At 65.7% G+C, this 23,643-nt stretch carries 18 protein-coding genes and 1 pseudogene; 8 read left to right on the forward strand and 11 right to left on the reverse strand.

Annotated elements, in window-relative coordinates:
* Positions 1-61 precede the first annotated feature (61 nt).
* Together MB901379_RS19565 and MB901379_RS19570 are read left to right on the forward strand one after the other, a co-directional pair.
* Positions 62-325, forward strand: coding sequence for a DUF2630 family protein (locus tag MB901379_RS19565; RefSeq protein ID WP_158018120.1), 264 nt, complete (start codon positions 62-64; stop codon positions 323-325).
* 27 nt (positions 326-352) lie between these two features.
* The gene (locus MB901379_RS19570; RefSeq protein ID WP_158018121.1) at positions 353-1,918 is read left to right on the forward strand and encodes a phytoene desaturase family protein; all 1,566 of its coding nucleotides are present in this window, start codon (positions 353-355) and stop codon (positions 1,916-1,918) included.
* Positions 1,919-1,930: 12 nt separating this feature from the next.
* Here MB901379_RS19570 and MB901379_RS19575 read toward each other — a convergent pair whose 3' ends face one another.
* From MB901379_RS19575 to pdxH, 4 genes and pseudogenes are all read right to left on the reverse strand, one after another.
* Positions 1,931-3,226: a citrate synthase gene (locus MB901379_RS19575; RefSeq protein WP_158018122.1), complete on the reverse strand. Its 1,296-nt coding sequence runs from the start codon at positions 3,224-3,226 to the stop codon at positions 1,931-1,933.
* Between the two features lie 456 nt (positions 3,227-3,682).
* Complete coding sequence (locus MB901379_RS19580; protein ID WP_158018123.1) at positions 3,683-7,972, reverse strand: PE family protein; 4,290 nt, start codon at positions 7,970-7,972, stop codon at positions 3,683-3,685.
* A 514-nt stretch (positions 7,973-8,486) separates the two neighbouring features.
* Positions 8,487-9,939, reverse strand: a pseudogene (locus tag MB901379_RS19585) (flavin-containing monooxygenase).
* A 228-nt stretch (positions 9,940-10,167) separates the two neighbouring features.
* Entirely contained in the window at positions 10,168-10,830 is a 663-nt protein-coding gene (pdxH, locus tag MB901379_RS19590) for a pyridoxamine 5'-phosphate oxidase (RefSeq protein ID WP_269462769.1), read from the reverse strand.
* A 70-nt stretch (positions 10,831-10,900) separates the two neighbouring features.
* On the opposite strand from pdxH, the gene MB901379_RS19595 reads away from it, so the two are divergent.
* On the forward strand, positions 10,901-12,022 hold the full coding sequence (locus MB901379_RS19595; RefSeq protein WP_158018124.1) for a citrate synthase 2: 1,122 nt from the start codon (positions 10,901-10,903) through the stop codon (positions 12,020-12,022).
* 43 nt (positions 12,023-12,065) lie between these two features.
* On the opposite strand, the gene MB901379_RS19600 is transcribed toward MB901379_RS19595, so the two are convergent.
* A complete protein-coding gene (locus tag MB901379_RS19600; protein WP_158018125.1) occupies positions 12,066-13,544 on the reverse strand; it encodes an endonuclease/exonuclease/phosphatase family protein in 1,479 nt (492 codons plus the stop codon).
* A gap of 1,247 nt (positions 13,545-14,791) precedes the next feature.
* Between MB901379_RS19600 and MB901379_RS19605 the strand changes: the two genes are divergently transcribed.
* Positions 14,792-15,250, forward strand: a complete 459-nt coding sequence (locus tag MB901379_RS19605) for a VOC family protein (RefSeq protein ID WP_158018126.1) — start codon at positions 14,792-14,794, stop codon at positions 15,248-15,250.
* A 142-nt stretch (positions 15,251-15,392) separates the two neighbouring features.
* On the opposite strand, the gene MB901379_RS19610 is transcribed toward MB901379_RS19605, so the two are convergent.
* Positions 15,393-17,081 carry an FAD-dependent oxidoreductase gene (locus tag MB901379_RS19610; protein ID WP_158018127.1) on the reverse strand — a complete coding sequence of 563 codons (1,689 nt, stop codon included), beginning with the start codon at positions 17,079-17,081 and terminating at the stop codon, positions 15,393-15,395.
* A gap of 17 nt (positions 17,082-17,098) precedes the next feature.
* Entirely contained in the window at positions 17,099-18,124 is a 1,026-nt protein-coding gene (locus MB901379_RS19615) for an AurF N-oxygenase family protein (protein ID WP_158018128.1), read from the reverse strand.
* Positions 18,125-18,330: 206 nt separating this feature from the next.
* Between MB901379_RS19615 and serC the strand changes: the two genes are divergently transcribed.
* Both serC and sepH read left to right on the forward strand, forming a co-directional pair.
* Positions 18,331-19,461 (forward strand): phosphoserine transaminase, encoded by a 1,131-nt coding sequence (serC, locus tag MB901379_RS19620; RefSeq protein ID WP_158018129.1) that lies wholly within the window; start codon positions 18,331-18,333, stop codon positions 19,459-19,461.
* A 121-nt stretch (positions 19,462-19,582) separates the two neighbouring features.
* Positions 19,583-20,368, forward strand: a complete 786-nt coding sequence (gene sepH / locus MB901379_RS19625; RefSeq protein ID WP_158018130.1) for a septation protein SepH — start codon at positions 19,583-19,585, stop codon at positions 20,366-20,368.
* On the opposite strand, the gene MB901379_RS19630 is transcribed toward sepH, so the two are convergent.
* Genes MB901379_RS19630 through MB901379_RS19640 form a run of 3 tightly spaced genes read right to left on the reverse strand, consistent with a single transcriptional unit; the run spans position 20,365 to position 21,916 of the window.
* Positions 20,365-20,652: a DUF2537 domain-containing protein gene (locus MB901379_RS19630; protein WP_158018131.1), complete on the reverse strand. Its 288-nt coding sequence runs from the start codon at positions 20,650-20,652 to the stop codon at positions 20,365-20,367. The genes sepH and MB901379_RS19630 overlap by 4 nt on opposite strands.
* Positions 20,649-21,488 (reverse strand): TrmH family RNA methyltransferase, encoded by an 840-nt coding sequence (locus tag MB901379_RS19635; protein ID WP_232021909.1) that lies wholly within the window; start codon positions 21,486-21,488, stop codon positions 20,649-20,651. Before MB901379_RS19635 ends, MB901379_RS19630 begins: the two co-directional genes overlap by 4 nt.
* Complete coding sequence (locus tag MB901379_RS19640; RefSeq protein ID WP_158018133.1) at positions 21,485-21,916, reverse strand: Rv0880 family HTH-type transcriptional regulator; 432 nt, start codon at positions 21,914-21,916, stop codon at positions 21,485-21,487. The genes MB901379_RS19635 and MB901379_RS19640 overlap by 4 nt, the downstream gene beginning before the upstream one ends.
* A 131-nt stretch (positions 21,917-22,047) precedes the next feature.
* Between MB901379_RS19640 and MB901379_RS19645 the strand changes: the two genes are divergently transcribed.
* Together MB901379_RS19645 and MB901379_RS19650 are read left to right on the forward strand one after the other, a co-directional pair.
* On the forward strand, positions 22,048-22,323 hold the full coding sequence (locus tag MB901379_RS19645) for a DUF2530 domain-containing protein (RefSeq protein WP_158018134.1): 276 nt from the start codon (positions 22,048-22,050) through the stop codon (positions 22,321-22,323).
* Positions 22,324-22,344: 21 nt separating this feature from the next.
* Complete coding sequence (locus tag MB901379_RS19650) at positions 22,345-22,800, forward strand: SRPBCC family protein (protein WP_158018135.1); 456 nt, start codon at positions 22,345-22,347, stop codon at positions 22,798-22,800.
* Here MB901379_RS19650 and MB901379_RS19655 read toward each other — a convergent pair.
* Positions 22,797-23,591, reverse strand: coding sequence for a DUF3027 domain-containing protein (locus MB901379_RS19655; protein ID WP_158018136.1), 795 nt, complete (start codon positions 23,589-23,591; stop codon positions 22,797-22,799). The genes MB901379_RS19650 and MB901379_RS19655 overlap by 4 nt on opposite strands.
* Positions 23,592-23,643 lie beyond the last annotated feature (52 nt).

Consider the following 23,643-nt stretch of genomic DNA (forward strand, 5'->3'; position numbering starts at 1 on the left):
GCGATATGCAGCCTACCGACTCGCTGCCGGCGCAACCGCCGACGTCAGGCACACTGGAGCAATGGGCAACGGGACGAAACCGACGGACAGCGAGACTCTGGCCCACATCCGCGACCTCGTCGCCGAGGAGAAGGCCTTACGAGAGCGGCTTCAGCACCGCGACATTACCGAAGTTGAGGAGCGTGAGCAGCTCCGCCGAATCGAGATCGAACTTGACCAATGCTGGGATCTGCTGCGGCAACGGCGGGCACTGCGCGAAACCGGGGGTGACCCGCGTGAGGCAAATGTGCGTCCCGCCGACCAAGTCGAGGGGTACACGGGCTAACGCCACGCATCCAGGGCTGACACCACCATGCGGGAATTCGACGTCGTCATTGTCGGCGGCGGTCACAACGGCCTCGTAGCAGCGGCTTACCTGGCACGCGCGGGCCTTCGGGTGCGGCTGCTCGAGCGTCTGGCACATCTCGGCGGGGCGGCGGTGTCTGCTCAGGCCTTCGACGGTGTCGACGTCCGCCTATCTCGGTATTCCTACCTGGTGAGCCTGTTGCCCCCGCGGATTGTCAAGGAACTCGATGCGCCCGTGCGACTGGCGCGCCGGAACTTTTCGTCGTACACCCCTGACCCGGGCACGGGCGGACGCAGCGGACTGTTGATCGGGTCCGACGGCAATAACACGTTCGGCTCCATCGGCGCCGCCGCCGACGAGCAGGCCTTTGCCGAGTTTTATCGTCGCTGCCGGCTGGTAACCCAGCGGCTGTGGCCGACGCTGATCGAACCATTGTGCACCCGCGACCAGGCCCGCCGCCTTGTCCACGAATGCGGCGACCGGGAAGCAGCAGCTACGTGGCACGCCATGATCGACGAGCCGATTGGGCGTGCCATCACCGCGGGCGTGGGCAACGACGTGGTCCGCGGCGTGATCGCTACCGACGCGTTGATCGGCACCTTTGCTGGCATGGCCGATCCGTCGTTGACGCAAAACATTTGCTTCCTGTATCACGTGCTGGGCGGGGGCACCGGAGACTGGGACGTCCCGGTCGGCGGCATGGGTGCGGTGACCTCGGCGCTGGCCGCCGCGGCTATCCGACACGGTGCTGAAATGACGACTAGCGCAGATGTTTTCGCGATCGATCCGAACGGCGCGGTACGCTACCGCAGGGCCGACGAGGAGCATCTGATCCGGGGTCGGTTTGTATTGTCCGGGGTCACACCGGCGGTGCTGGCCCGCCTGCTGGGAGAAGCCGAGCCGGCACTGGCCCCGGGCGCGCAGGTCAAAGTGAACATGGTGTTGCGCCGACTGCCTCGCCTGCGCGACGCGGAAACCACGCCCGAGCAGGCCTTTGCCGGAACCTTCCACGCCAACGAAACCTGGACACAACTGGAAACCGCACACTCGCAGGCGATTGCCGGGCAGCTACCGGATCCGCTGCCGTGCGAGGCGTACTGCCATTCCCTATCCGATCGGAGCATCCTGTCGGCCGGGCTACGCGACTCGGACACTCAGACGATGACGGTGTTCGGCCTGCACACCCCGCACTCGGTCTTCGGCGCTCACGACCCCGACGCGCTACGCACGCGGCTCACCGAAGCCGTACTTAAGTCGTTGAATTCCCTTCTGGCCGAGCCGATCCAGGACCTATTGATGACCGACGCGCATGGTCGGCAATGTATCGAGACGACGACCACCCTGGACCTGCAGCGCACCCTGCAGATGACCCGCGGGAACATCTTCCATGGGGCCCTGTCGTGGCCGTTTGTCGAAGACGGCGAACCGTTGGACACTCCGGCACGGCGATGGGGGGTGGCCACGCAGCACGAGCGGATTTTGATGTGTGGTGCGGGCGCCAGAAGGGGCGGTGCGGTATCAGGTATCGGCGGACACAATGCCGCGATGGCTGTGTTGGCGTCGCTTCGGTAGGCCGCCGATCGACTAGCGGTCGGCTATCGCGGCGTAGTCACGCTCGGTGTAGCCGGTGTAGATCTGGCGTGGACGGCCGATCTTGCTGTCCCCCTCGTCGTGCATCTCACGCCAGTGAGCGATCCAGCCCGGCAACCGTCCCAGCGCAAATAACACGGTAAACATCCGCGTGGGGAACCCAAGGGCCCGATAGATCAGGCCGGTGTAGAAGTCGACGTTGGGGTAGAGCTTCCGTTCGATGAAGTAGTCGTCGGTTAACGCCGCCTCTTCCAATTCCTTGGCGATACCGAGCAGGGAGTCGTCTCCACCAAGTTTGGACAGAATCTTGTCGGCCTGTTCCTTAACGATCCGGGCGCGGGGATCGTAGTTCTTGTACACGCGGTGGCCAAAGCCCATCAGCTTGACGCCGGCCTCCCGGTTTTTCACCTTGCGCACAAACTCGCTGACGTCGTCGCCGCTGTCGCGGATCTGCTCGAGCATTTCCAGCACTGCCTGGTTGGCACCGCCGTGCAGCGGCCCCCAAAGCGCGTTGATGCCGCCGGAAATCGAGGTGAACAGGTTCGCCCGTGAGGAACCCACCAACCGCACCGTGGACGTTGAACAGTTCTGCTCGTGGTCGGCATGCAGGATGAACAACATGTCCAATGCCCGGACCACTTCCGGGTCGGCCTGATAGGGCTCGGCGGGGAACCCGAACGTCATCCGCAGGAAGTTCTCCACCAGCGTCAGCGAGTTGTCCGGGTAGAGAAAGGGCTGACCGACCGACTTCTTGTAGGCGTAGGCGGCGATGGTGGGCAGTTTGGCCAGCAGCCGAATCGTCGACAGCTCGACCTGACTGTTGTCCATCGGGTCCAGGGCGTCCTGGTAATAGGCCGAGAGCGCGTTGACCACGCTGGACAACACCGGCATCGGGTGGGCATTGCGGGGAAAACCGTCGAAGAACCGTTTGAGGTCCTCATGAAGCATCGTGTGGCGCTGGATTCGGCCGGTGAACTCCGCCAACTGGTCGGTGTTCGGCAGCTCGCCGTAGATGAGCAGGTAGCAGACCTCGATGAAGGTCGACTTCTCTGCCAGCTGGTCGATCGGGTAACCGCGGTAGCGCAGGATGCCGGCGTCGCCATCGATGTAGGTGATGGAGCTCTTGCACGCGGCGGTGTTGACGAAGCCGTTGTCGAAGGTGGTGTGCCCGGTCTTGGACAACAGCGGACCGAGCGCTATCCCGTCTGCACCATCGGTGGCGTGAACGATCTGCAGGTCGATCTCGCCGCCCGGGTACTTCAGAGTTGCGGTGTCGTCGGTGTCGGCCACGAGAACCCCTTTGCGCTGGCTTGTATGGCTGCCCCACTCGGTGCGTATAGCTGAAGGTAGTCGTTGACGGGTCGGAGCGCCTGCCCGGGGTCGAGTCTGCTGGTCTTCCGGCTGGCACCGCCCCGTATCACCGCAGGCCCGCCGATGGCCGCACAACGCCTCGACGAGGCCGCCCGACGTCGCAGTTCATCACCAGCCGGACCGGCCGGACCGGAAACGCCATGTGCCCGACCAATTTTCTCCGCCAATCCCCAACTGCCAACCCGCGGTTTACCGTCTCTGCCGGCCGGTGGTCCAGCGGCAGTCGGCAGGCGAATGTCGATCCTGGGCGGCGGCAAAGTCGCGGGAAACCCGGGACCGCCCGGGAACGTCCGGGACTGTCTATGCCGTGCTGGACGACGTCCCCAGGCCCTCGTGGAACCGTTCGTGTCTTGTCCGCTGGCGGAAAGCTCGCAATCAGAAGCGGCCGCCCGCACCACCGGCGCCACCTTGGCCGCCGGTCCCGCCATGGGAGTCGACCACGGGGGGTCCGAATTGCCCGTCGTCTCCAGTCTTGCCCCCCACGTTAACCGGCCCGACGTGCGCGGTGCCGCCCGTTCCGCCGTTCCCGCCTTTGCCGCCAGGTCCGCCGGACGCGGTGCCGATGAAGGCGTCTCCGCCGTTGCCGCCTTGGCCGCCCTGCCCACCGTCGCCAGCGATCCCACCGAAGCTGTCGCCGCCAGCCCCGCCATTGCCGCCGTTTCCACCGCCAGAACCATCGAGGCCGAAACCACCGGTGCCACCGGTGCCACCGGTGCCACCACTCGCACCGTTGACGCCGATGCCGCCGGTGCCGCCGGTGCCGCCGCTACCGCCAGGTCCGAAGGCCGAGCCGAGGCCACCGTTCCCGCCGAAGCCACCCCCGCCAGCACCGCCCGTCGCGCCCGTCTTGCCGGTCGCGCCTGTGCTGGAGCCGGAGCCGCCGGCACCGCCGGTGCCACCACTACCGCCGGCACCGCCAGTGCCACCGGTGCCACCGGTGCCGGCCGCGTGGGCGCTGTCCCCGTTGGCGCCACTACCGCCGGAGCCGCCGAAGCCACCCTGGCCGCCGGTGCCGCCGACCCCGCCGGCTCCGCCGGCCCCGGTCTTGCCGTCCTGGCCCGAAACCGCCAGCGCTTTGCCGCCGGCCCCGCCATTGCCGCCGATGCCGCCGTTGCCGCCGGTGCCGCCGGTGCCGCCGTCGCCGCCATCGCCGCCGCGACCATTCCCGCCACCGTCGAACGTGCCGGTGCTGCCGCTGCTGCCAGTGTTGCCGATCTGGCCGTCCCCACCGGTGCCCCCGACCCCGCCTTTTCCACCGGCGCCGCCGTTGCCGGTCGCGGCCCCGCCGTTCCCGCCCAGGCCGCCATTTCCGGCGTTGCCGCCGCTGCCAACCACGCCGGCTTTGCCGCCACCGCCTTGCCCACCGGTCCCGCCGGTGCCGCCAGACCCGCCGTCGCCGAACAGCCCCGCATTGCCGGCGTTCCCACCGGCACCACCGCTGCCGCCATCGGCGCCGGTGCCGCCGCGGCCACCGTCACCGCCGGTGCCACCGCCACCGCCATTGCCGAACTGCCCGCCAGTGCCACCGGCTCCGCCGGCACCACCGTCGGCGCCGATGCGGCCGGTTCCGCTGGTGCCGCCGTCGCCGCCGTCCCCGCCGAGACCGCCAGCCCCGCGGACCTGCCCCCCGGCGCCGCCGTTCCCACCCGCACCGCCCTCTCCGCCCGCGCCACCGGTGCCCGTAATGGCGGCGCTGCCAATGCCGCCGGACCCGCCGCTCCCGCCGGCGCCACCATCGCCGAATTGGCCGGCATTGCCGCCGTCCCCGCCAGTCCCGCCAGCCCCGCCGGCCCCGGAGGTGGGCCTCGCATTGCCGCCATCGCCGCCATTGCCGCCGGTGCCGCCGTTGATCGCCGTGGTGTTGTTCGCGCCGTTGGCGCCCGTGGTGGAGCCGGAGCCACCGAGCCCGCCCGCCCCGCCAGACCCGGCGTTGCCGCCGTTCCCGCCGTTCCCGCCGGTACCGCCGTCGGCAGCAACCAGAGTTGAGCCGTTTGCGCCGTTGCCACCGTCACCGGCGAGGCCACCAGCACCGCCGTCGCCGCCGTTCCCGCCGGCGCCTTGGCTTCCGGTCGTGCCGGCGGGCCCGGCCCCGCCGTCCCCGCCAGCGCCGCCGTTCCCTCCCTTACCGCCGTTCGCGCCGTTACCGCCGCTCTGGCCGTCGGCGCCCACGGATGCGCCGTCGGCCCCATCGATACCGTCACCGCCGCCACCGGCAAATCCGCCCGCGCCGCCCTTCCCGCCGTTCCCGCCGGCGCCTTGGCTCCCGGGTGTACCCGCGGGCGCCGCTCCGCCCGCCCCGCCGTCACCGCCGGTCCCGCCTTTACCGCCGGCCCCGCCGTTACCCCCGTCCTTACCGCTGGCGCCCGCGCTGGCGCCGTCGGCTCCGTCGATGCCGTTGCCACCGGCCCCGCCGGTCCCGCCGGTGCCACCGGTCCCGCCCATGCCGCCGTTGCCGGCATTCATGCCGCCGGATCCACCGGCCCCGCCAGCCCCGCCGGTCCCACCCGTTTCTCCGTCCGAGCCGGACGCACCGGGAAGGTTGAACGTCACGCCATTTAGGCCGTCGCCGCCGGTTCCGCCGTTGCCGCCGTTGCCTCCGTTGCCGACCCGCCCACCGTCACCACCCTTGCCCCCCTCGGCGCCGGTCTGGCCGAAAGCCAGGGCGTCTGCGCCGTTGCCGCCTTTACCGCCGTTGCCGCCTGTGGTGGGCGTGGTCCCCTTGGCGCCGGCCGCACTGTGAGTGCCACCGCCGCTGTCGCCACCGGCCCCGCCGACCCCCCCGCTGCCGGGGTTACCGCCGTGGCCTCCGGCCCCGCCGACACCGGAGTTGTGATCCCATGTGCCGGTCGCGCCGTTGCCACCATTACCGGGCGTCCCGCCGTTCCCGCCGTCGCCGCCAACTCCACCGACTCCGTGGCTGCCGTCGTGACCCGAGGCCGCCAGCGCGCTACCGCCGGCGCCACCGTCGCCGCCGGCCCCGCCGTTGCCGCCGTCACCACCGTTGCCACCGGCCTGACCGTCCGCACCCGGGCTGAGGCCGTCGAAACCGTTGTTCCCATTGCCGCCGGCTCCACCCTTACCGCCGGCCCCGCCGGCCCCACCGTCCCCACCGTTACCCGCCTGGAGTCCGCCGTTGCCGCCGGCTCCACCCTGTCCGCCCTGGCTGCCGTCGCCACCTGATTTGGAGGAAACACCCGAGGACCCGTTGAAACCGTCGCCGCCGGTTCCACCTGCTCCGCCGTCACCGACCAGACCACCGTCACCGCCCTTGCCACCGTCCCCGCCGGCCTTTCCGGTGCCGATGGCGTTGGCACCGTTGCCGCCCTTGCCGCCGTCACCACCGCTGGTGGGCGTAATACCGGCCGCGCCGTCTGCAGCGCGCCCGCCTCCACCGCTGGCGCCGCCGGACCCACCGGCCCCGCCGGTACCGGGGTCACCGCCGTTTCCACCATTCCCGCCAGCACCGGCGTTGACTCCGGCTGCGCCCGCCGCGCCACTGCCGCCATTGCCGGCAATCCCGCCGGAGCCGCCGGCACCACCGGACCCGCCAACACCGTGACTGCCCGCAACGCCGAGCAAGCCACCGGCGCCTCCGGCTCCACCGTCACCGCCGTCACCACCGACCCCGCCGATCCCGCCGTTGCCGCCGCTACCGCCATTCGCCCCAGCGCTGGCACCGCCGGCACCGGCGGCGCCGGCACCGCCGACTCCGCCGTCCGCGCCGTGTCCACCGCTCCCGCCGGCCCCACCGTTGCCGATCAGCGCCCCGCCGGACCCGCCGGTACCCCCGTTGCCGCCGCTGCCTCCGTTACCGCCGTTACCGCCGGATGCCCCCGGGGTGAGTGCCGCCGAACCTGAGGTAGCGGCAAGTCCGTCGCCACCGGCCCCGCCTACGCCGCCATTGCCGAACAACCGTGCGGCCCCACCGTCACCGCCGTTGCCTCCGAGTTCGCCGACACCACCAACACCGCCGGCCCCGCCGTTGCCGTACAGCAGCCCCCCGGTGCCGCCGTGACCGCCGACACCGCCGGACCCGCCGGCCGCGCCGACGCCACCGGCCCCGCCGATGCCGCCGCTACCCCACAGCAGGCCACCGGCGCCGCCGTTTCCGCCGGGCATCCCCGCTGCTGGGGCACCGGTGCTCACGCCAACCCCGCCCGAGCCGCCGGCACCACCGGTGCCGATCAAGCCAGCCGCTCCGCCCGCCCCACCAGCTTGCCCGGGCGCCCCGGATCCACCGGCGCCACCATTGCCATACAAGATGCCGCCCGCCCCGCCGGCCTGCCCCGTCCCGGGCGCACCGTTGGCGCCGTCGCCGATCAGCGGGCGGCCCAGCAGCGCCTGGGTGGGCGCATTGATCAGCGCCAGCAAATTCTGCTCGACATTGGCCGCCTCGGCGGCCCCATACCAGCTCGCACCACCGGACAGGGTCTGCACAAACCGGTCGTGGAACGCAGCCGCTTGCGCACTGATGGTCTGATACTCCCGGGCGTGGGCGCCGAACAGCGCCGCGATAGCGGCCGACACCTCGTCAGCGGCCGCGGGCAGAACCTCGGCGGTCGAGACCGCGGCGGCATTACTCGCCGCGCTGATCGCCGAACCGATGTTTGCTAAATCCGTTGCTGCCGACGTCAAAAATTCCGGTGCAACAACCACAAAGGACATCTGAATCTCCCAACAACCTGTGGCAAACCAGGTGGCGACTGGCATTCGGTGGCAAGCATTGAATGGAGATGCGGACAACGCCACCCCGAATATATCTCCGACGGACGCATTCCCGCTCGCAGAATCCCGCGCAAATGACAATCGCCCAAGAGCAAAATCGCTACAGCTATCGGCCGACCACTGTGCACCCTGCACACGCGGCGCTAAAGGCGCAGTAAACGGTCGAGCGGGCACCCGCTGCCACACCGCGGTCAGTCGACCGCGGGACTACCTCCGCTGCTCGCCGATCGTCACCAGCCACGCGGCGACATTCGCCTCGCCATGGTGCTAACGACCGCGATGTTGTCAAAACCTCTGCGGCGCTTGGAATCGAAGGCCGCGTTGACGCGCACGACCGTGGCGTTGCCACGACCAGGCACCTGCCCCGCGTCGAGTTTGCTGACCTTAGGCTCGTCGATCAAACCTGGCAATTTTGGTCACCTTCGCCATCCTTGCCCTGCCAACCTGCCGCGGATCAACAACGCAGGTCGAATTGTTCAAGATCAGGTTTCGCGAGCATGGCTCGGTGTTCAGCCGGCGCAAAAGGCCAAACTTCCGGCACTCCGTCTTTGTTCAGGTACCAACTATCACAGCCTGACGTCCACACGGTGTTGGGCATTGCAGCTCGCAATTTGGAATTGAATTCTTCGGTCGCCGATGCGGTCGCCTCAACCGTGTCGAACTCGTGGTGGCGCCACCGCTGAATCCACCGCAGAATGTGATCGGCCTGTGATTCGGCGATGCCGGTCAGAGGGAAATTTCCCACCGGACTATGCGGTCCCAACATCATGAAGAAGTTCGGGAAACCCGGTATGGCGACGGTGAGGAAGGCGTATGGACCGCCCTCCCAGACGTCGTCGATCTTGAGGCCACCGCGACCGGTCAGCTGCATTGGCCGAAAAAATGGCGTGCGAGTCAAACCCGGTGGCGAGCACGATGACATCCACCTCGTGCAGCATGCCCTCGTCGGTCACCATGCCCCGGTGTTGGACGTGATCGATGCCGCTGGTGACCAGTTCGACATCGTCCCGCTGGATCGCCCGGTAGAAGCCGGCGGACATCACCAAACGTTTGCACATTGGTTGGTAATCAGGCGTCAGTGCCTGGCGCAAATCCGGGTCACGGACCAGACTAGGCTGGCGCGGCACGTCACCCGCGCCCCCGGCGATGCCAGCCCGGTTTGAGTCAGTGCCGCCGTAAACTGCTCGAAGACACATCCCCATGCCTTGTAGGCCAACGAATCAAGCCACGGAGCAGCGCGGTAGATCGCACGAGTCAGCTTCGAATATGTGCGGTTTGGCCAGGGCAGAATCCACTAGCGACGTGCGCTGGAACATGGTGAGCTTCGCGGCCACGCCGGCGAGGGCGGAAACCAGTTGGACACCAGTAGATCCGGTTCCGATCACCGCGATGCGGCGGTCTTTGAGCACCACCTGGTGATTCCAGCGAGCCGAGTGGAAGGCGCTGCCAGCGAAGTGCTCCAAGCCGTCGATGTCGGGTAGGTGGGGATGGTGCAGCAATCCGGTCGCCGCGATCAAGAAAACGAATTTCGACTCCTCTCCGGCGGTGGTCCGCACCCACCAGCTGCCGTTGTCGAATCGCGCGCCAGCGATTTCCGTCCCGAACCGAATCCTCTCCCTTAGTCGATAGTAATCAGTCACTTCACGAAAATAGGAATGGATTTCGCGCCCCGACGAGAAAAGGCTAGACCACTGCGGATTCTTCGCAAAGGAGTACTGGTAGAGCCGCGAAGGAACATCGCAGACCAAACCCGGATAGGTGTTGTCACGCCAGGTTCCGCCCACATCGCTGGCCTTCTCATACAGAGTGGCGACATTCTCAATCCCGTTGGTCAGCAACCTGATTGCTAGGCACAGTCCAGACATGCCTGCACACACAACGGCAACAGCGGGGTCGCGCTTCATCATCGATCTAACCGCTCTCTGACGGACACACGACCAAAACTTCTTTCTAAAATCGCATTCTGCAATAGGGTGTTGAATTAACACTGTCGTTGGCAGCACAAGATACGGGCCACATACCCATCGGTGTCAAATTTGGTTCGCCACGATAAGCGAATCAGAATCTAATTCCGATTTTGTTGCACGCAAGTAATTAAGCAGATTTTGCGTACTACGCGGGCGTCTATGCCGCTATCAGGGCTGCAGGCGTTCGATTCGCGATCCGATGACCCGAATCCGGTTGTGCACTCGGTTTTCCCGACCCTGCCAGAACTCCACGATCTCGGGTGCAATCACGTAACCGCCCCAATTCGGTGGTACGGGGATGCGATCCGAGTCGGCAAAGCGCGCCGTTACCTGGGCGAGTTGGTCGAGCAGCGCCGCCCGCGACGCAATCGGCTGCGACTGGCGCGACGCCCAGGCACCCAGCTGAGAACCACGCGGTCGCTTGGACCAATAGTCCTCGGTCACCTGAGGATCCACCCGACCCACCGGGCCTCGAACGTGGATTTGCCGACCCAGCTGGTACCAAGGAAACGTCACCGACGCGTATGGCGTCGCCGCCAGCTGGGCGCCCTTGGCGGAGTCGTAACTGGTGAAGAACGTGATCCCGGCCTCATCCGCGGCCTTGCACAACACCGAGCGGGTGACCGGGCGGCCCTCCGAGACGGTAGCCAGCACCATCGCGTTGGGCTCGGCGACGCCCGCGCGCTCTGCGTCGGCCATCCACTTGCGAAACAGCGCAAGCCACCCGTCAGCCAGCCAATCCGCGTCCAGGTCTGGGTCGCCGTCTTTCTCGATGGACCCGTACTCCACACGCATCGCGGCCAGTTGCTGGTCGTCGCGCGGCCCCGTCACCGTGCCAACGCTACCGGTGTAGCTACTAGGCGGTAGTGTCCGCCCACAGGTGGAGTGCGAGAATTTTCGTATGACTGTGGTCCCGGAAGACTTTGTCCCAGGTCTAAATGGCGTGGTTGCCTTCACCACCGAGATTGCCGAGCCGGATAAGGACGGGGGGGCGCTGCGTTACCGCGGCGTCGATATCGAAGACCTGGTGAGTCTGCGGGTCACATTCGGTGATGTCTGGGCGCTACTGGTGGACGGGGAATTCGGCCGCGGGCTGCCGCCGGCGGAGCCGTTTCCGCTGCCGATACACACCGGTGATGTGCGCGTCGACGTGCAGGCCGGACTAGCGATGCTGGCGCCGATCTGGGGTTACGCACCATTGCTCGACATTGACGATGGCACCGCCCGCGAGCAGCTCGCTCGCGCGTCGGTAATGGCGCTGTCCTACGTTGCACAATCCGCCCGTGGCATCTATCAACCTGCGGTTCCGCAACGAGTCATTGATGAATGTTCAACGGTCACGGCACGTTTCATGACCCGCTGGCAAGGGGACCCGGACCCCAGGCATATCGAAGCCATTGACGCCTATTGGGTGTCGGCCGCCGAGCACGGCATGAACGCGTCGACCTTCACCGCACGCGTGATCGCCTCAACCGGTGCTGACGTAGCGGCGGCACTATCCGGTGCCATTGGCGCAATGAGTGGACCGCTGCACGGCGGGGCTCCGGCCCGGGTGCTGCCCATGATCGAAGAGGTGGAACACACCGGCGATGCGCGTGGATTGGTCAAAGGAATCCTGGACCGCGGTGAGAAGCTGATGGGTTTCGGGCACCGGGTCTATCGCGCGGAGGACCCGCGGGCGCGCGTGTTGCGCGCAACGGCCGAGCGGCTGGGCGCACCGCGCTACGAGGTCGCCGTAGCCCTCGAGCAGGCAGCACTAGCCGAGCTGCGGGAACGCCGACCAGACCGAGCCATCGAAACCAATGTCGAGTTTTGGGCCGCCGTCATCCTTGACTTTGCACAGGTGCCGGCCAACATGATGCCGGCCATGTTCACCTGTGGCCGCACCGCGGGCTGGTGCGCCCACATTCTCGAGCAAAAGCGCCTGGGCAAGCTGGTCCGGCCGTCGGCCATTTACGTGGGGCCCGGTCCGCGGAGTCCGGAGGCTGTCACGGGCTGGGATCGGGTGTTGAGCAACGCCTAGATCCGGATCGGTATCGCCGCCATCCTCAACGCCGAGACTTAGGTTAGGGCGGGGCAGACACATTGGTGGTTTCGTACTGAAAGGTGACCGCCGGTGGACTGTGATCCGATAGCGGTTGTCCCTTGGAGTTCAAGAAGTTTGGCGCCTCGTTGCTGTAGGCGGTCGCGTGTAGCGTCACTCCTACGCCACTGCGATAGAAGATCTTGTCGAGCAATTCACATTCATTGCCCACCATGCAGGTCGGTGCGAAGGGCGGCGTGGTGGGACCGTGCTGCACCTCCACCCAGGCGTCGGTGAGCGAATTGTTCTGCGCAAATTGCAGGAGGCCACTTTGGTCATCCGAATACCGGGCGTTGAAGTCCCCGGTGACGATGACCGGACGACCCGCGGAATTCTGCTGAATATAGTTGGAGAGTTGCGCGAGGTTGGCATTGGTGAGTGCCCCGCCGCCGGTGTTCGTGTGCAGGTTGTACAGGTCCAGGGTGTTTCCCCCCGGAAGTTGCAGCTGGCTGTAGCTGAAGCCTTTGACCGTCAGGCAGTTATCGGCATCGCACTGCCACCACGTCTGACGATCGAGCCGTTTCACCTTGAACACGGCCAGGGTGTTAAGCCCGTCGGAGAAGGGCACACCGATCGGCCACAGCAGGGTAGGCGGGCTGGGTGGTGTCTGGCTGGGCATCCTGGATCTCTTGATCAGGAACGCGTGGTAGCTAAAATCCTCCTGAACATTCGACACGAAGAAGCCGTTGAGCCGCTTCCCAATCTCCTTGGTGAACAGGAAACGCGGCAGAATTGCGCTGGAGAGCGGGAACGGCAGCCCGGCGATGTTGTAGGTCAGCATGCTGAAGTCGCCGCTAATCGTGTCGGTGGGGGTGTTGCCGACAAAGACGGTGACGGTGGCGACGTCGTCGTGGCCATGGAATGGCCCCAAATATCCCGCCAGACCGTGGACATGCAGGCTGGTGTCATCGCTAACTGCGACGGTAAAGGTGTCACTGCCAACGAAATTCGGATCGGCGGTATAGACGAAGCTGGCGTTTCGTTGGTCGATGGCGACAACACCGTGTTGAGGTCCCCCCGGTGTACCTCGCGGATTGACCTTGAAGGTCATCCTGTTGCCGTCGGGATCGTAGGCGGTAAACGGAACCGGACCCGTGCTGCCGTTCTCCGGAATGCTGACCTGCTGTGGGGTCGCCACCGGAGTGCGGTTCGCCAAGATCGGCACGACACCGTTACGCACCGCCGCCAGAAAGTTAATGACGGCGGTGAGAATATCTTCCGGGATGCTGCTCGGATCGACCTGCTGCGCAGTGACCCCCGGTAGGCTCGCGCCCGGGATCGGCGCCAACGCGGTGTCCGATGCCGCCGGCAGCGAAGGAATATCCGCCCATGAATCACCCTGAGAGGAGCCTGAATCCGTCGGTGCCGCCAATCCGATGGGTGGGGTGACCACCACCGCAGCCCCCACACCCAGAACGACCGCCAACGCGCCTACCCGGTCGAAGAGGCTGGCATGACCCACAAATTCTCCTCAAGCGTTCAATGATGACGGGGTCGAGCGGTGTCAGGAGTTTGAGCAGTTCGGCGCACCCTTAATGTGAAATCGAAGACGTGAGGTTCTTTGTTGTACACCCGAAGCTGTGGGCATGCAAGCGAACGATCTGGGCCCGCAGTGACCTCCTACGAGTTGTCGAATCCCGCCTCCGCGAGCGGTTTCGAGGGCTGGGCGAATTCACGGCATCGGTCCTGTCATCGAGAATTTCACAGCCGCCCTTGCCCCAATATTGCGCCGGTTCAGCTGTGCGGGCCGCCCCGGTTTGCACTGTTGCGGCACGGCGTCAATGCTGTCGTATCGTCGTAATTAACAAGGTAATTCCCGGTCGTGAAGCAGTCCGATACCCGCGGCACCCGGATGAACGCACGACACGGTTTGGTTCGTGAACCATCGAATTACCGTGTAAACAACCGTCTTTCGATTTTCCACGCGAGTTCCCCTCGCGCTCACCGGCCCGCAGATCTTCTAGCAAACATACTAGGCATTGCTGGCCGCGCAAATTTGCTCGCCGCCGCCAAACAACGTGCTCGAAAGCTATAGTTTTGCCAGCCTTTCCACCCCGTATGCCGGTCTGGACAAAAGCAACCAAGAACTCTGCGGGCTCTCCTAGCTATCCCGCAGCCGCGGTTGGAGCATGCATCCCGGCAAGCGACCGGCGTCGGTGTGCATTGCATTGGCGGGGCCGGGCGGACCGCCTCGCGAAAGCTACTCGGTGGCGCCCTGTCGTTCCCTGCCTTTCCTCCCCGTTGCATCCCCCATGCGCCTCGGCCAGCATCGGCGCGCTCTGTGACACATTGGTATTCGATTCGACACCAAAGGGTAAGCGTGTCGAAATCCGAGCGTGATCGGATCGACGCCGAAAGTATTACTCCTGACCAGAAACAGCATTCGCCCACAACCCGCCCGGCGCCAGACGCTAGCGGTGCCCATAGCTTGACCGGCGGTCCCAAGCGACATCGGGCACGGCGATCGCAAGTGACACTCACATCTCGGGCCGGTGCAACCTGCGACTGCCTTCCACGACAGGTAGGGGTTGACGCGCGCGACCGGGCGGAGGCCAGTGCCGCCGCAACCGGGAATCGGAACCTCAGACCGCGGCGGCGAAAATCTGTCGGTGCCCCGCGATTGAATGGAACCCGCAGCGATGATTTTGCGTCGCGGCGCGGGTCAGTACTCATAGGCCCGTCAGGGAAACCCACAGTAAGGAGACTGCCATGGCGATCAACGTCGAACCTGCTCTGTCCCCCCACCTCGTTGTCGACGACGCCGCTGGTGCCATCGACTTCTATGTCAAGGCCTTCGGCGCCGAAGAGCTGGGCCGGGTACCCGGTCCCGATGGCAAATTGGTCCATGCCGCCTTGCGAATCAACGGCTTCATGGTGCTGCTCAACGACGACTTCCCCGAAATGTGTGGTGGCAAGTCGATGACACCAAAGTCCCTGGGCGGTAGTCCGGTCACCATCCACCTGACGGTCACCGATGTCGACGCCAAGTTCCAGCGGGCATTGGACGCCGGCGCCACCGTGGTAACCCCGCTGGCAGACCAGTTCTGGGGAGACCGCTATGGGGTGCTGGCCGATCCGTACGGCCACCAGTGGTCGTTGGGGCAACCGGTGCGCGAGGTCAGCATGGAAGAAATTCAAGCGGCCATGACTGCGCAGGCGAATAGCTAACGCGGTTCGCAAGTCCGTGCCAGCGGGCGTCGTCGTACCGGCGGCGCCCGCGGCTCGGTAACGCGTTGTCGCACGGGTGTCGGTGACGGCGCGCCTGACCAACCGCCGGACTTGTCGGCCTGTCGACTGGGCGCCTTGCCGTCTACCTGCCCAGGATCCCGGCCAGTAGCCCGCGAGCCGACCACGCTTGCGGCGCCTCGGCCGCGGCAGCGAGCATGTCGGCAACGTCGGTGAACTTGTTGCGCGGTCGGCCCTGGCCGCTACCACGGGCAATCTCGGCGGCATCGATGGCGCGCCATCCCGCCGAATCGATGGCATGCGGCTGGCGTTCACGCACGAGTTTGGCCAGCGCCCCCGGCTTGGCCAGCGGGTCAGCCAGCCTGCCGGCATTGAAGTCTGCGACCAGAGCTTGAACCGTCTGAAAAGAGCACGACTTGTTCGTGCCGATAAACCCGGTCGGCCCGCGCTTGATCCACCCCGCCACGTATGCCCCGGGAATAGGCTGGCCGGCAACAGGGTCGATGACCCGACCCTCGTCATTGGGCACGACCGCCCTCGCCTCGTCAAAGGGGAGATCTCGAATCAACTTGCCGCGGTAGCCAATTGACGTCAGCACCAGTCCCGCGTCCAGGCGCAAAGTCTCGTCGGTGCCGGTCACCGAAAACTCCACACCGGTTGCCCGCTGCTGGCCGAGGATACGTTTTGGCGTGAGCTGATACGCCAGCCGGATTCGGGGCCGGGACGGTGTCGTCGAGTCGTCGCCGAGGCCAGCCAAGATCTCTAGCTTTTGCTTGGCCAGCGAGCCAGAAACGGTCGCCAACTCGCCGAGTACCCGTCGGTGGTCGTCCGCGTCGAGCACGAGGTCAGAGGCACCCGCCAGCCCGATCAGTTCGGGCAGGGTGAAGGCGGAGTGGGCTGGCCCGCGGCGGGCAGCGATTACGACCTCGCGGACTCCGCTAGCTCGCAGCGCGTGCAGCGCGTGGTCGGCAATGTCGGTCCGAGCCAAGTCGCCCGGGGCGGCCGTCAGGAGGCGCGCGACATCCAATGCGACATTGCCGTTGCCGATGATCACGACGCGTTCGTGGCCGAGATCAACCGGAAGGTCGGCGAAGTCGGGATGACCATTGATCCATGCGACCATCTGTGTCGCGGTACCGGTGCCCGGCAGACCCATTCCCTCGATATTCAGCCTGCGATCATCGGGCGCGCCGACCGCGTACACGACGGCGTGATGGTGGCCAAGCAGGTCGGCGTGGCTCAGCTGCTTGCCAACTTCGACGTTAAGGTAAAAGCGGAAGCGGCGATGGCTGGCGACCCGGTCGAACAGCTGGGTGACTCGCTTAGTGTTCTGGTGATCTGGTGCCACCCCGGCGCGCACCAACCCGTAGGGCGTCGGCAGTTTCTCAAACACGTTGACCTGAACGCCGGGCTGAAGCAGCAGCTCATCGGCGGCGTACATCGCCGCGGGTCCGGACCCGACGACGGCCACCGTCAACGGCTGGCGGCGCACATGCACCTGCGCCGCCGGGATCACCGGCGCCAGCTTTGATGTCGGCGGCAGCTTCTCGTCGGCCGGCCGGTCCGGGTAATGAGACGCGTTAATCTCAACGAACGGCAGTTGCTGGGAGTCGAGTCTGGTATCCGGCAAAATCGCGCCCACCGGGCAGGCGCGCACACAGGCGCCGCAGTCCACACAGGCAATCGGATCGATATGGAGCATTTCCGCAGTGGCGAAACCCGGCTCGTCCGGCGTCGGATGGATGCAGTTGACCGGGCAGGCATAGACGCAAGACGCGTCATTACAGCACGACTGAGTAATAACGTGCGGCATACGAGAACTCGCAGAAGCTACGCGGCTGTCGCAGGCGCCAGGTGCTGGCGCTGCGGCTCGCTACGGTAGCGAGACGGCTTGCCGTCGATCTTGCAGATGCGCCACATAAGGCGGGCCAGTCGACTTTCCATCAACCCGGTGTCGTTGGCTAGCATTCGGACATCGGCGAACATGTCGCGCAACCACTTTCGCGATTCCGGCGATCGGAAGAACAGTTCCTTTCTGACCTCACGCGGGATGTCGAACTCCTGCCAAAATGCCTTGGGCGGAATCAATATCGCGTTACACAACATCCGCATGGTGAGCGGGAAGTACAGCGAAACCCAGAACCGCTGCCGTCGCGTCAAATTCGGCAATCTCTTGCGCAAAAACTCATGAGCAAAAGAGATGTGGCGCGCTTCCTCGGCCACGTGAATGGCCATCACGCGTTCCATAATCGGGTGTAGCGACTTGCCTTCGCGCAAAACCTGCTTCTGGGTGTGGTCGATGGGTTCTTCGCCGGCGAGCACCCCGATGAAGAACGCCACCGGCAACGGGCCGGCCACCAGCGGTACCAGCGGGGAAATCCAGCGCAACCGCCGAGGCATCCCCGGAACGTCGGCGCCAACCCGATTCACCATCTCCTGGAACATCATGGTGTGGTTGCACTCTTCAACCGATTCGTGCAGGCAGTACCGATATTCCGGGGACCCGTTGGGCACCCAGAACGTGTAGTTCATCAGCCCGCGGATCAGGATGGACTCAAAATGCAGTCCGACCTTGGCGACGTTGGCCTGACGCCACATCCCGATTTTTATCTTGCGTTCATCCGACTGTGCCTGATACCAGGGGTGGCGCCCCAACGGGTCGGTGGCCGGGAGGATCCACCGGGGATCGAGGTCGGTGACAGCGAACTCCGGTGACTCCCAATCGATATCGGTGTACGGGTTGAAGTTTCGCCGCACTGACCCCTCGGACAGTGTGGCGAGCAGCTCCACATACTCGGCGTCGTCCCGCACCTCCATGTTGCGGCGCCAACGCCTAACCATGCGCGTCCTTGCCATTTCAGCCCTCCTCAATGAGGTTGACGTTCGGACGTGTGATGAACACGGTACCGCTGGTACCGGGAATTATCTAGACCTGTCATCGTCGGTGTGCGCTAACCCCGCCTGGACATCGGGTGTGCGATTGCTCACACCGGGCGGCTTCAGCGGGGCATTTGCCGGCCCACCGGGTGGCCGGACCGCTACCGCTCACTACCCTGAATGCCATGGCTGACCAGCTCGCGACTTCGCTCGAAATTCCCGCTGACCTCAAACCCAGCGACGGCCGCTTCGGATCCGGTCCGTCAAAGGTCCGCCCCGAGCAGTTGCAAGCGCTGACCACCACCGCGGCCGCCTTGTTCGGCACGTCGCACCGGCAGGCGCCGGTCAAGAATCTGGTGGGTCGGGTGAGGTCGGGCCTGGCCGAACTCTTCTCGCTGCCCAGCGGCTACGAGGTCATTCTCGGAAACGGCGGCGCGACGGCCTTCTGGGACGCTGCCGCGTTCGGACTCATCGACAAGCGCTCGTTGCACCTGACCTACGGCGAATTCAGCTCGAAGTTCGCCTCGGCCGTCGCCAAGAACCCGTTTGTCGGCGAGCCGATCATCATCAAGGCGGATCCCGGCAGCGCACCCGAACCGCAAGGCGACCCGTCCGTGGACGTGATCGCCTGGGCGCACAACGAAACTTCGACCGGTGTCGCGGTTCCGGTACGGCGTCCCGCCGACTCGCGCGATGCGCTGGTCGTTATTGACGCCACCTCGGGGGCCGGCGGCCTGCCCGTCGATATCAACGACACCGATGCCTACTACTTCGCACCGCAGAAGAATTTTGCCAGCGACGGGGGCCTCTGGCTGGCAATCATGAGCCCGGCCGCACTGGCTCGGGTCGAGAACATTGCCGCATCCGGTCGCTGGGTTCCCGATTTCCTATCGCTTCCCATCGCGATCGAAAACAGCCTCAAGAACCAGACGTACAACACACCGGCGATCGGAACGCTGGCGTTGTTGGCCGAACAGATCGACTGGCTGTTGGGCAACGGCGGGCTGGACTGGGCGGTCAAACGGACAGCGGACTCATCGCAGCGGTTGTACTCGTGGGCGCAAGAACGCCCATACACCACGCCGTTTGTTGCCGACGCCGCCCTGCGCTCACAGGTTGTGGGCACGATCGACTTCGCCGACGACGTCGACGCCGCGGCCGTCGCCAAGACGCTGCGGGCAAACGGCATCGTCGATACCGAGCCGTACCGCAAATTGGGTCGCAACCAACTGCGGGTCGCGATGTTCCCCGCAGTCGAACCCGATGACGTCAGCGCCCTCACCCAGTGCATTGACTGGGTTGTCGAGCGTCTTTAACGCTGTCGTCATCAGGCGGCAACCGACCAGCGTGTCAGCACCGGTTGCACGGGCCCCTGCACTAGAGTGCTGCATGTAACAGGTCCGTTGCTGGGTTGCACCGAACCTGCGAGGAGAAGCCATGCGGGAACTCAAAGTGGTTGGGCTCGACGCCGACGGCAAATACATCCTGTGCGAAGGCGCCAACTCATCCGAAAAGTTCAGGCTGCCGGCCGATGACCGACTGCGGGCCGCCTTGAGTGGTGAGGCGCTACCGCCTGACCAACCCCATCTCGACATTGAAGTCACCAATATGCTGAGTCCCAAAGAAATTCAGGCACGCATCCGCGCCGGAGCATCTGTGGAACAGGTGGCCGCCGCGTCGGGGTCGGACATCGCACGCATCCAGCGGTTCGCCCACCCGGTGTTGTTGGAACGATCGCGGGCCGCCGAGCTGGCAACCGCCGCGCATCCAATACTTGCCGACGGCCCCGCGGTGCTGACGCTCCTGGAAACCGTCACCGCAGCGTTGCTGACGCGCGGCCTCAATCCCGAGCGACTTGGCTGGGACGCCTGGCGTAACGAGGACGGGCGCTGGACTGTGCAGCTCTCCTGGAAGGCCGGCCGTTCTGACAACCTGGCCCATTTCCGGTTCGTTCCCGGGGCGCACGGCGGTACGGTCGCGGCTATCGACCACGGTGCCAGCGAGCTGATCGACCCCGACTTCAAAGCTCCCCTGCGGCCATTGGCTCCGGTCGCACGCCTGGCCTTCGACGAACCTGCGCCCCCGGCCCCCCCGGCCCCACCTGCACCTCCGGTTCCGCCGGCTCCTCCAGCCGAACCACCTGCCAGCAGCCGGCGCGGCAAGCCGCCCATCCCAGCGTGGGAGGACGTGCTCCTCGGGGTGCGCTCAGGCGGGCAACGCTAGCCGCCTCCCAATGCGCTTAGCGCTAGCAGCATCGTCCACGCCGTCGCCACGCCCACGCCCACACCCAGAACAAACCAGCGCAGCACCAGCGTGCGCCGCCAGCCCCACAGGGTAGGCGCAAGCCCACCGACCGCCGCCACATTCAGACCCAGCGCCAACAGCGGATGCACCCGGATCAACCCGAGGCTAAGCACCACAATCGCGGTTCCGGTAACCGCGGCCACAAAACCAGCCACCGCCAAACCCGTTGCCCAGGGCACAGATTGGTTGTGCTCGTCGCTCACGGACCGAGCCTAGCCCGCTCGTAGAAGGCCAACGCGGCCGCCGTGGCGACGTTGAGTGAGTCGGTGCCCCGCGACATAGGGATCCGTACCCGCCCATCACTGATCCGCAGAGCGGCCGCCGTCAGGCCCGGACCCTCGGCACCGACCAACAATGCGATCGGTTGGTCGCGTACCACGTCCATCGCCTCGGGCAGCGTCAGCGCATCCCCGTGCGGAGTCATCGCCAACAGCCGAAATCCGCATTCTTTCAGCAATCCAAGATCTGCGGGCCAGTTGGCCGCTCGCGCGTACGGCACCAACAGCGCATGCCCCATAGAGACGCGGACGGCACGACGATACAGCGGGTCGGCACAACCGCTGCCGAACACCACCGCGTCCACCCCCAATCCCGCCGCGTTGCGAAAGATCGACCCCAGGTTCTCATGGTCATTGACGCCTTCAAGCACGGCGATACAACGAGCACCGATCACGACCTCGGCAACGCTGGGTTCGGCCACCCGACTCGCGGCGGCCAAAACCCCACGATTCAGGTGAAAACCGACCGCCTTGGCCATGACATCTGCGGAGGCTCGATAGTAGGGTGCCCCACAACCGGCCAAGTCTTCTTTGAGTTCGGCCAGCCTGCGGTCGGTGCCGAGCAATGCGCGCGGGGTGAACCGCGACACCAACATGCGCTGCACGACCAGCACACCTTCGGCGATCACCAGTCCTTTGCCGGACGGCAGATCGGGCCGGCGGTCGACGCTGTTCAGGTCGCGGAAATCATCAAGACGTGGGTCGTCGGGATCGGTGACGTCCTGAACATCGACGTCTGGAACGAAGCCGTGTGCGCTCACGGGCTTTCGTCGACGAGGGCCAACATTAGGTCGGCGGCGGTGCGCAGGGTTTCGCGCTTGCCAATGTCCAACGTCGCCAGCCGCTCGGCCAGCCATTCCTGGCGTGCCCGCCGGGCCGCCTTAACCAGTTCCGCGCCGGATCCAGACACCGAAACGACCACCTGCCTTCCGTCGACAGGGTGCGGGGTGCGGTCCACCAGACCCATGTCAGCCAACGAAGCGATCACCCTGGTCATTGAGGGCGGACGGACCCGCTCGCGGATCGCCAATGCACCCGGTGTCATCGCACCCTCGTTGGCCAGGGTCGTCAGCGCCGAAAGCTGCGACAACGACACCGGTGATGACGGATTCCGAAAGCGAAGCTGGCGGGCCAGCCGCATGACTGCCAACGACAGGTCACTAGCCAGCTGCGCATCGCTGTCAGGCACAGCGCGAGGTTACAACGGAACCCCAAGGCTCGCGATCAGAACGACGGCAAACGGGGTACCGGATTGCCCGCCTCCTCCTCACGCCGCCGCGCGGCCTGCATCGTCACCGAGCTGGGCTATGTTGAAACGCGATGAGTCACGAACCAGGCCGAAGCCCCGAGCCGCCGCCCCTACCGGCGGCATTCCTCGAGGTATGGCCAATCATCCTAGTCGGTGCGCTCGCCTGGGTGGCCGCCGCGACAGCAGCGTTTTTGGTACCCAGCCTTGAATCGTGGCGACCGGTGACAGTGGCCGGGTTAGGCGTGGGATTGCTGGGTACGGGCCTCTTCGTCTGGCAACTTGCCGCGGCCCGCCGTGGCGCACGCGGAGCTCAGGCGGGACTTGAGACCCACCTCGGACAGAAATAGATCCGCAAACCAGGAGGACGGATGGCAACTCCACTTTTGCAGGTACAAGTCGATATCGACGCGCCGCCGGCGAAGGTCTGGGCGCTGATCTCTGATTTCCGACGAATGCCGGATTGGAGCCCGCAGTGCCGCTGGATGCGACAATTCGGCCCCCTGCGCCAGGGCACCCGCACGCTCAATTTCAACCGCCGTAACCGCCTGTTCTGGCCGACAACCTGCACGGTTGTCGAGGTCATCCCGGAGAAGAAGCTGGCTTTCCGGGTAAACACCAATCGCAGCATTTGGAGCTATGAGCTGGAGCCGAACGGCACCGGTACCCGGGTGATCGAAAGCCGCCACGCCGAAAACGGTGTCAGCGCATTCTCAAGCATGTCGGTGAACGCGTTCTTCGGCGGAAACGCAAACTTCGAACGCGAATTAGTCGACGGCATGAACGCCTCGTTGGCGAAAATCAAGGCTGCCGCCGAGCAAGGCTAGTCGGCCGGTTCTGCTGGCCGCTCCACGATGTCGAGCACCGCGTCGTCGTATGGCTCGTACATCGGTGAGCCACCCCCTGTCGGAGCCGGAGTGTCGGAGTGAGCACCACAACCGTATTGCTTGTCAACGACCTGGCCATCGGCAGATAGTTCGTTGCCACATACCCCAAACATCGCACCCAGCGATCCGGCGAGAGGCAGGAAAAAACCGCAATCGCGACACACTCGCTTGGTCGACCGTGCCATCGGCGAGTCGGGGCCGTGCTCGCCGTTGCGCCAGCGTTCCGCCGCCTCGGCACGGCCCAGCGCGCTCATCACCCAACGCCGGCCGAGCCCGATCTCCGCGGCGATCTCATCAATCTGCGCATCGCCGCTGGCCCTATAGCCAGGCACCAGCCGCGGATCATCCTTGGCTGGCGCCAGCAGGTCTCCCGGGCCCAAATCCCCCGGTCGCACCCGCTGCTCCCACGGCACCCACGCCGGCGCCAGCAAGGCGGTCGGCCCCGGAACCAGCACCACCTCGCTTATGGTGGCGTGGTCGGCGCCGCCATGGGTAGCGACCACAACGGCCCACTGCCATCCCTGGTAACCAGGCAAATGCGACAGGAATCGGTGAGTGGCGGTGTTGGGATCGTCGTAGCTGACACCCAGATAGTCGCCGACCGCGTCGGCGCCGCTGAACTCCTCGACCGCCGTCCTGGCCTGGTCGGCCGCCCCCGTCAGTATCGACGCCAAGTCTGCAGGCCACTCGGTCATCGTCGCCACAGCGGATTCCTCGAAAGGTCCGGTCACTCTCTTTCCTCTCTGCAATGCATCTCCATACTGCCGGAAGACACGGGCAACC

It is taken from the genome of Mycobacterium basiliense (assembly GCF_900292015.1).
In the GTDB taxonomy this organism is placed as follows: domain Bacteria; phylum Actinomycetota; class Actinomycetes; order Mycobacteriales; family Mycobacteriaceae; genus Mycobacterium; species Mycobacterium basiliense.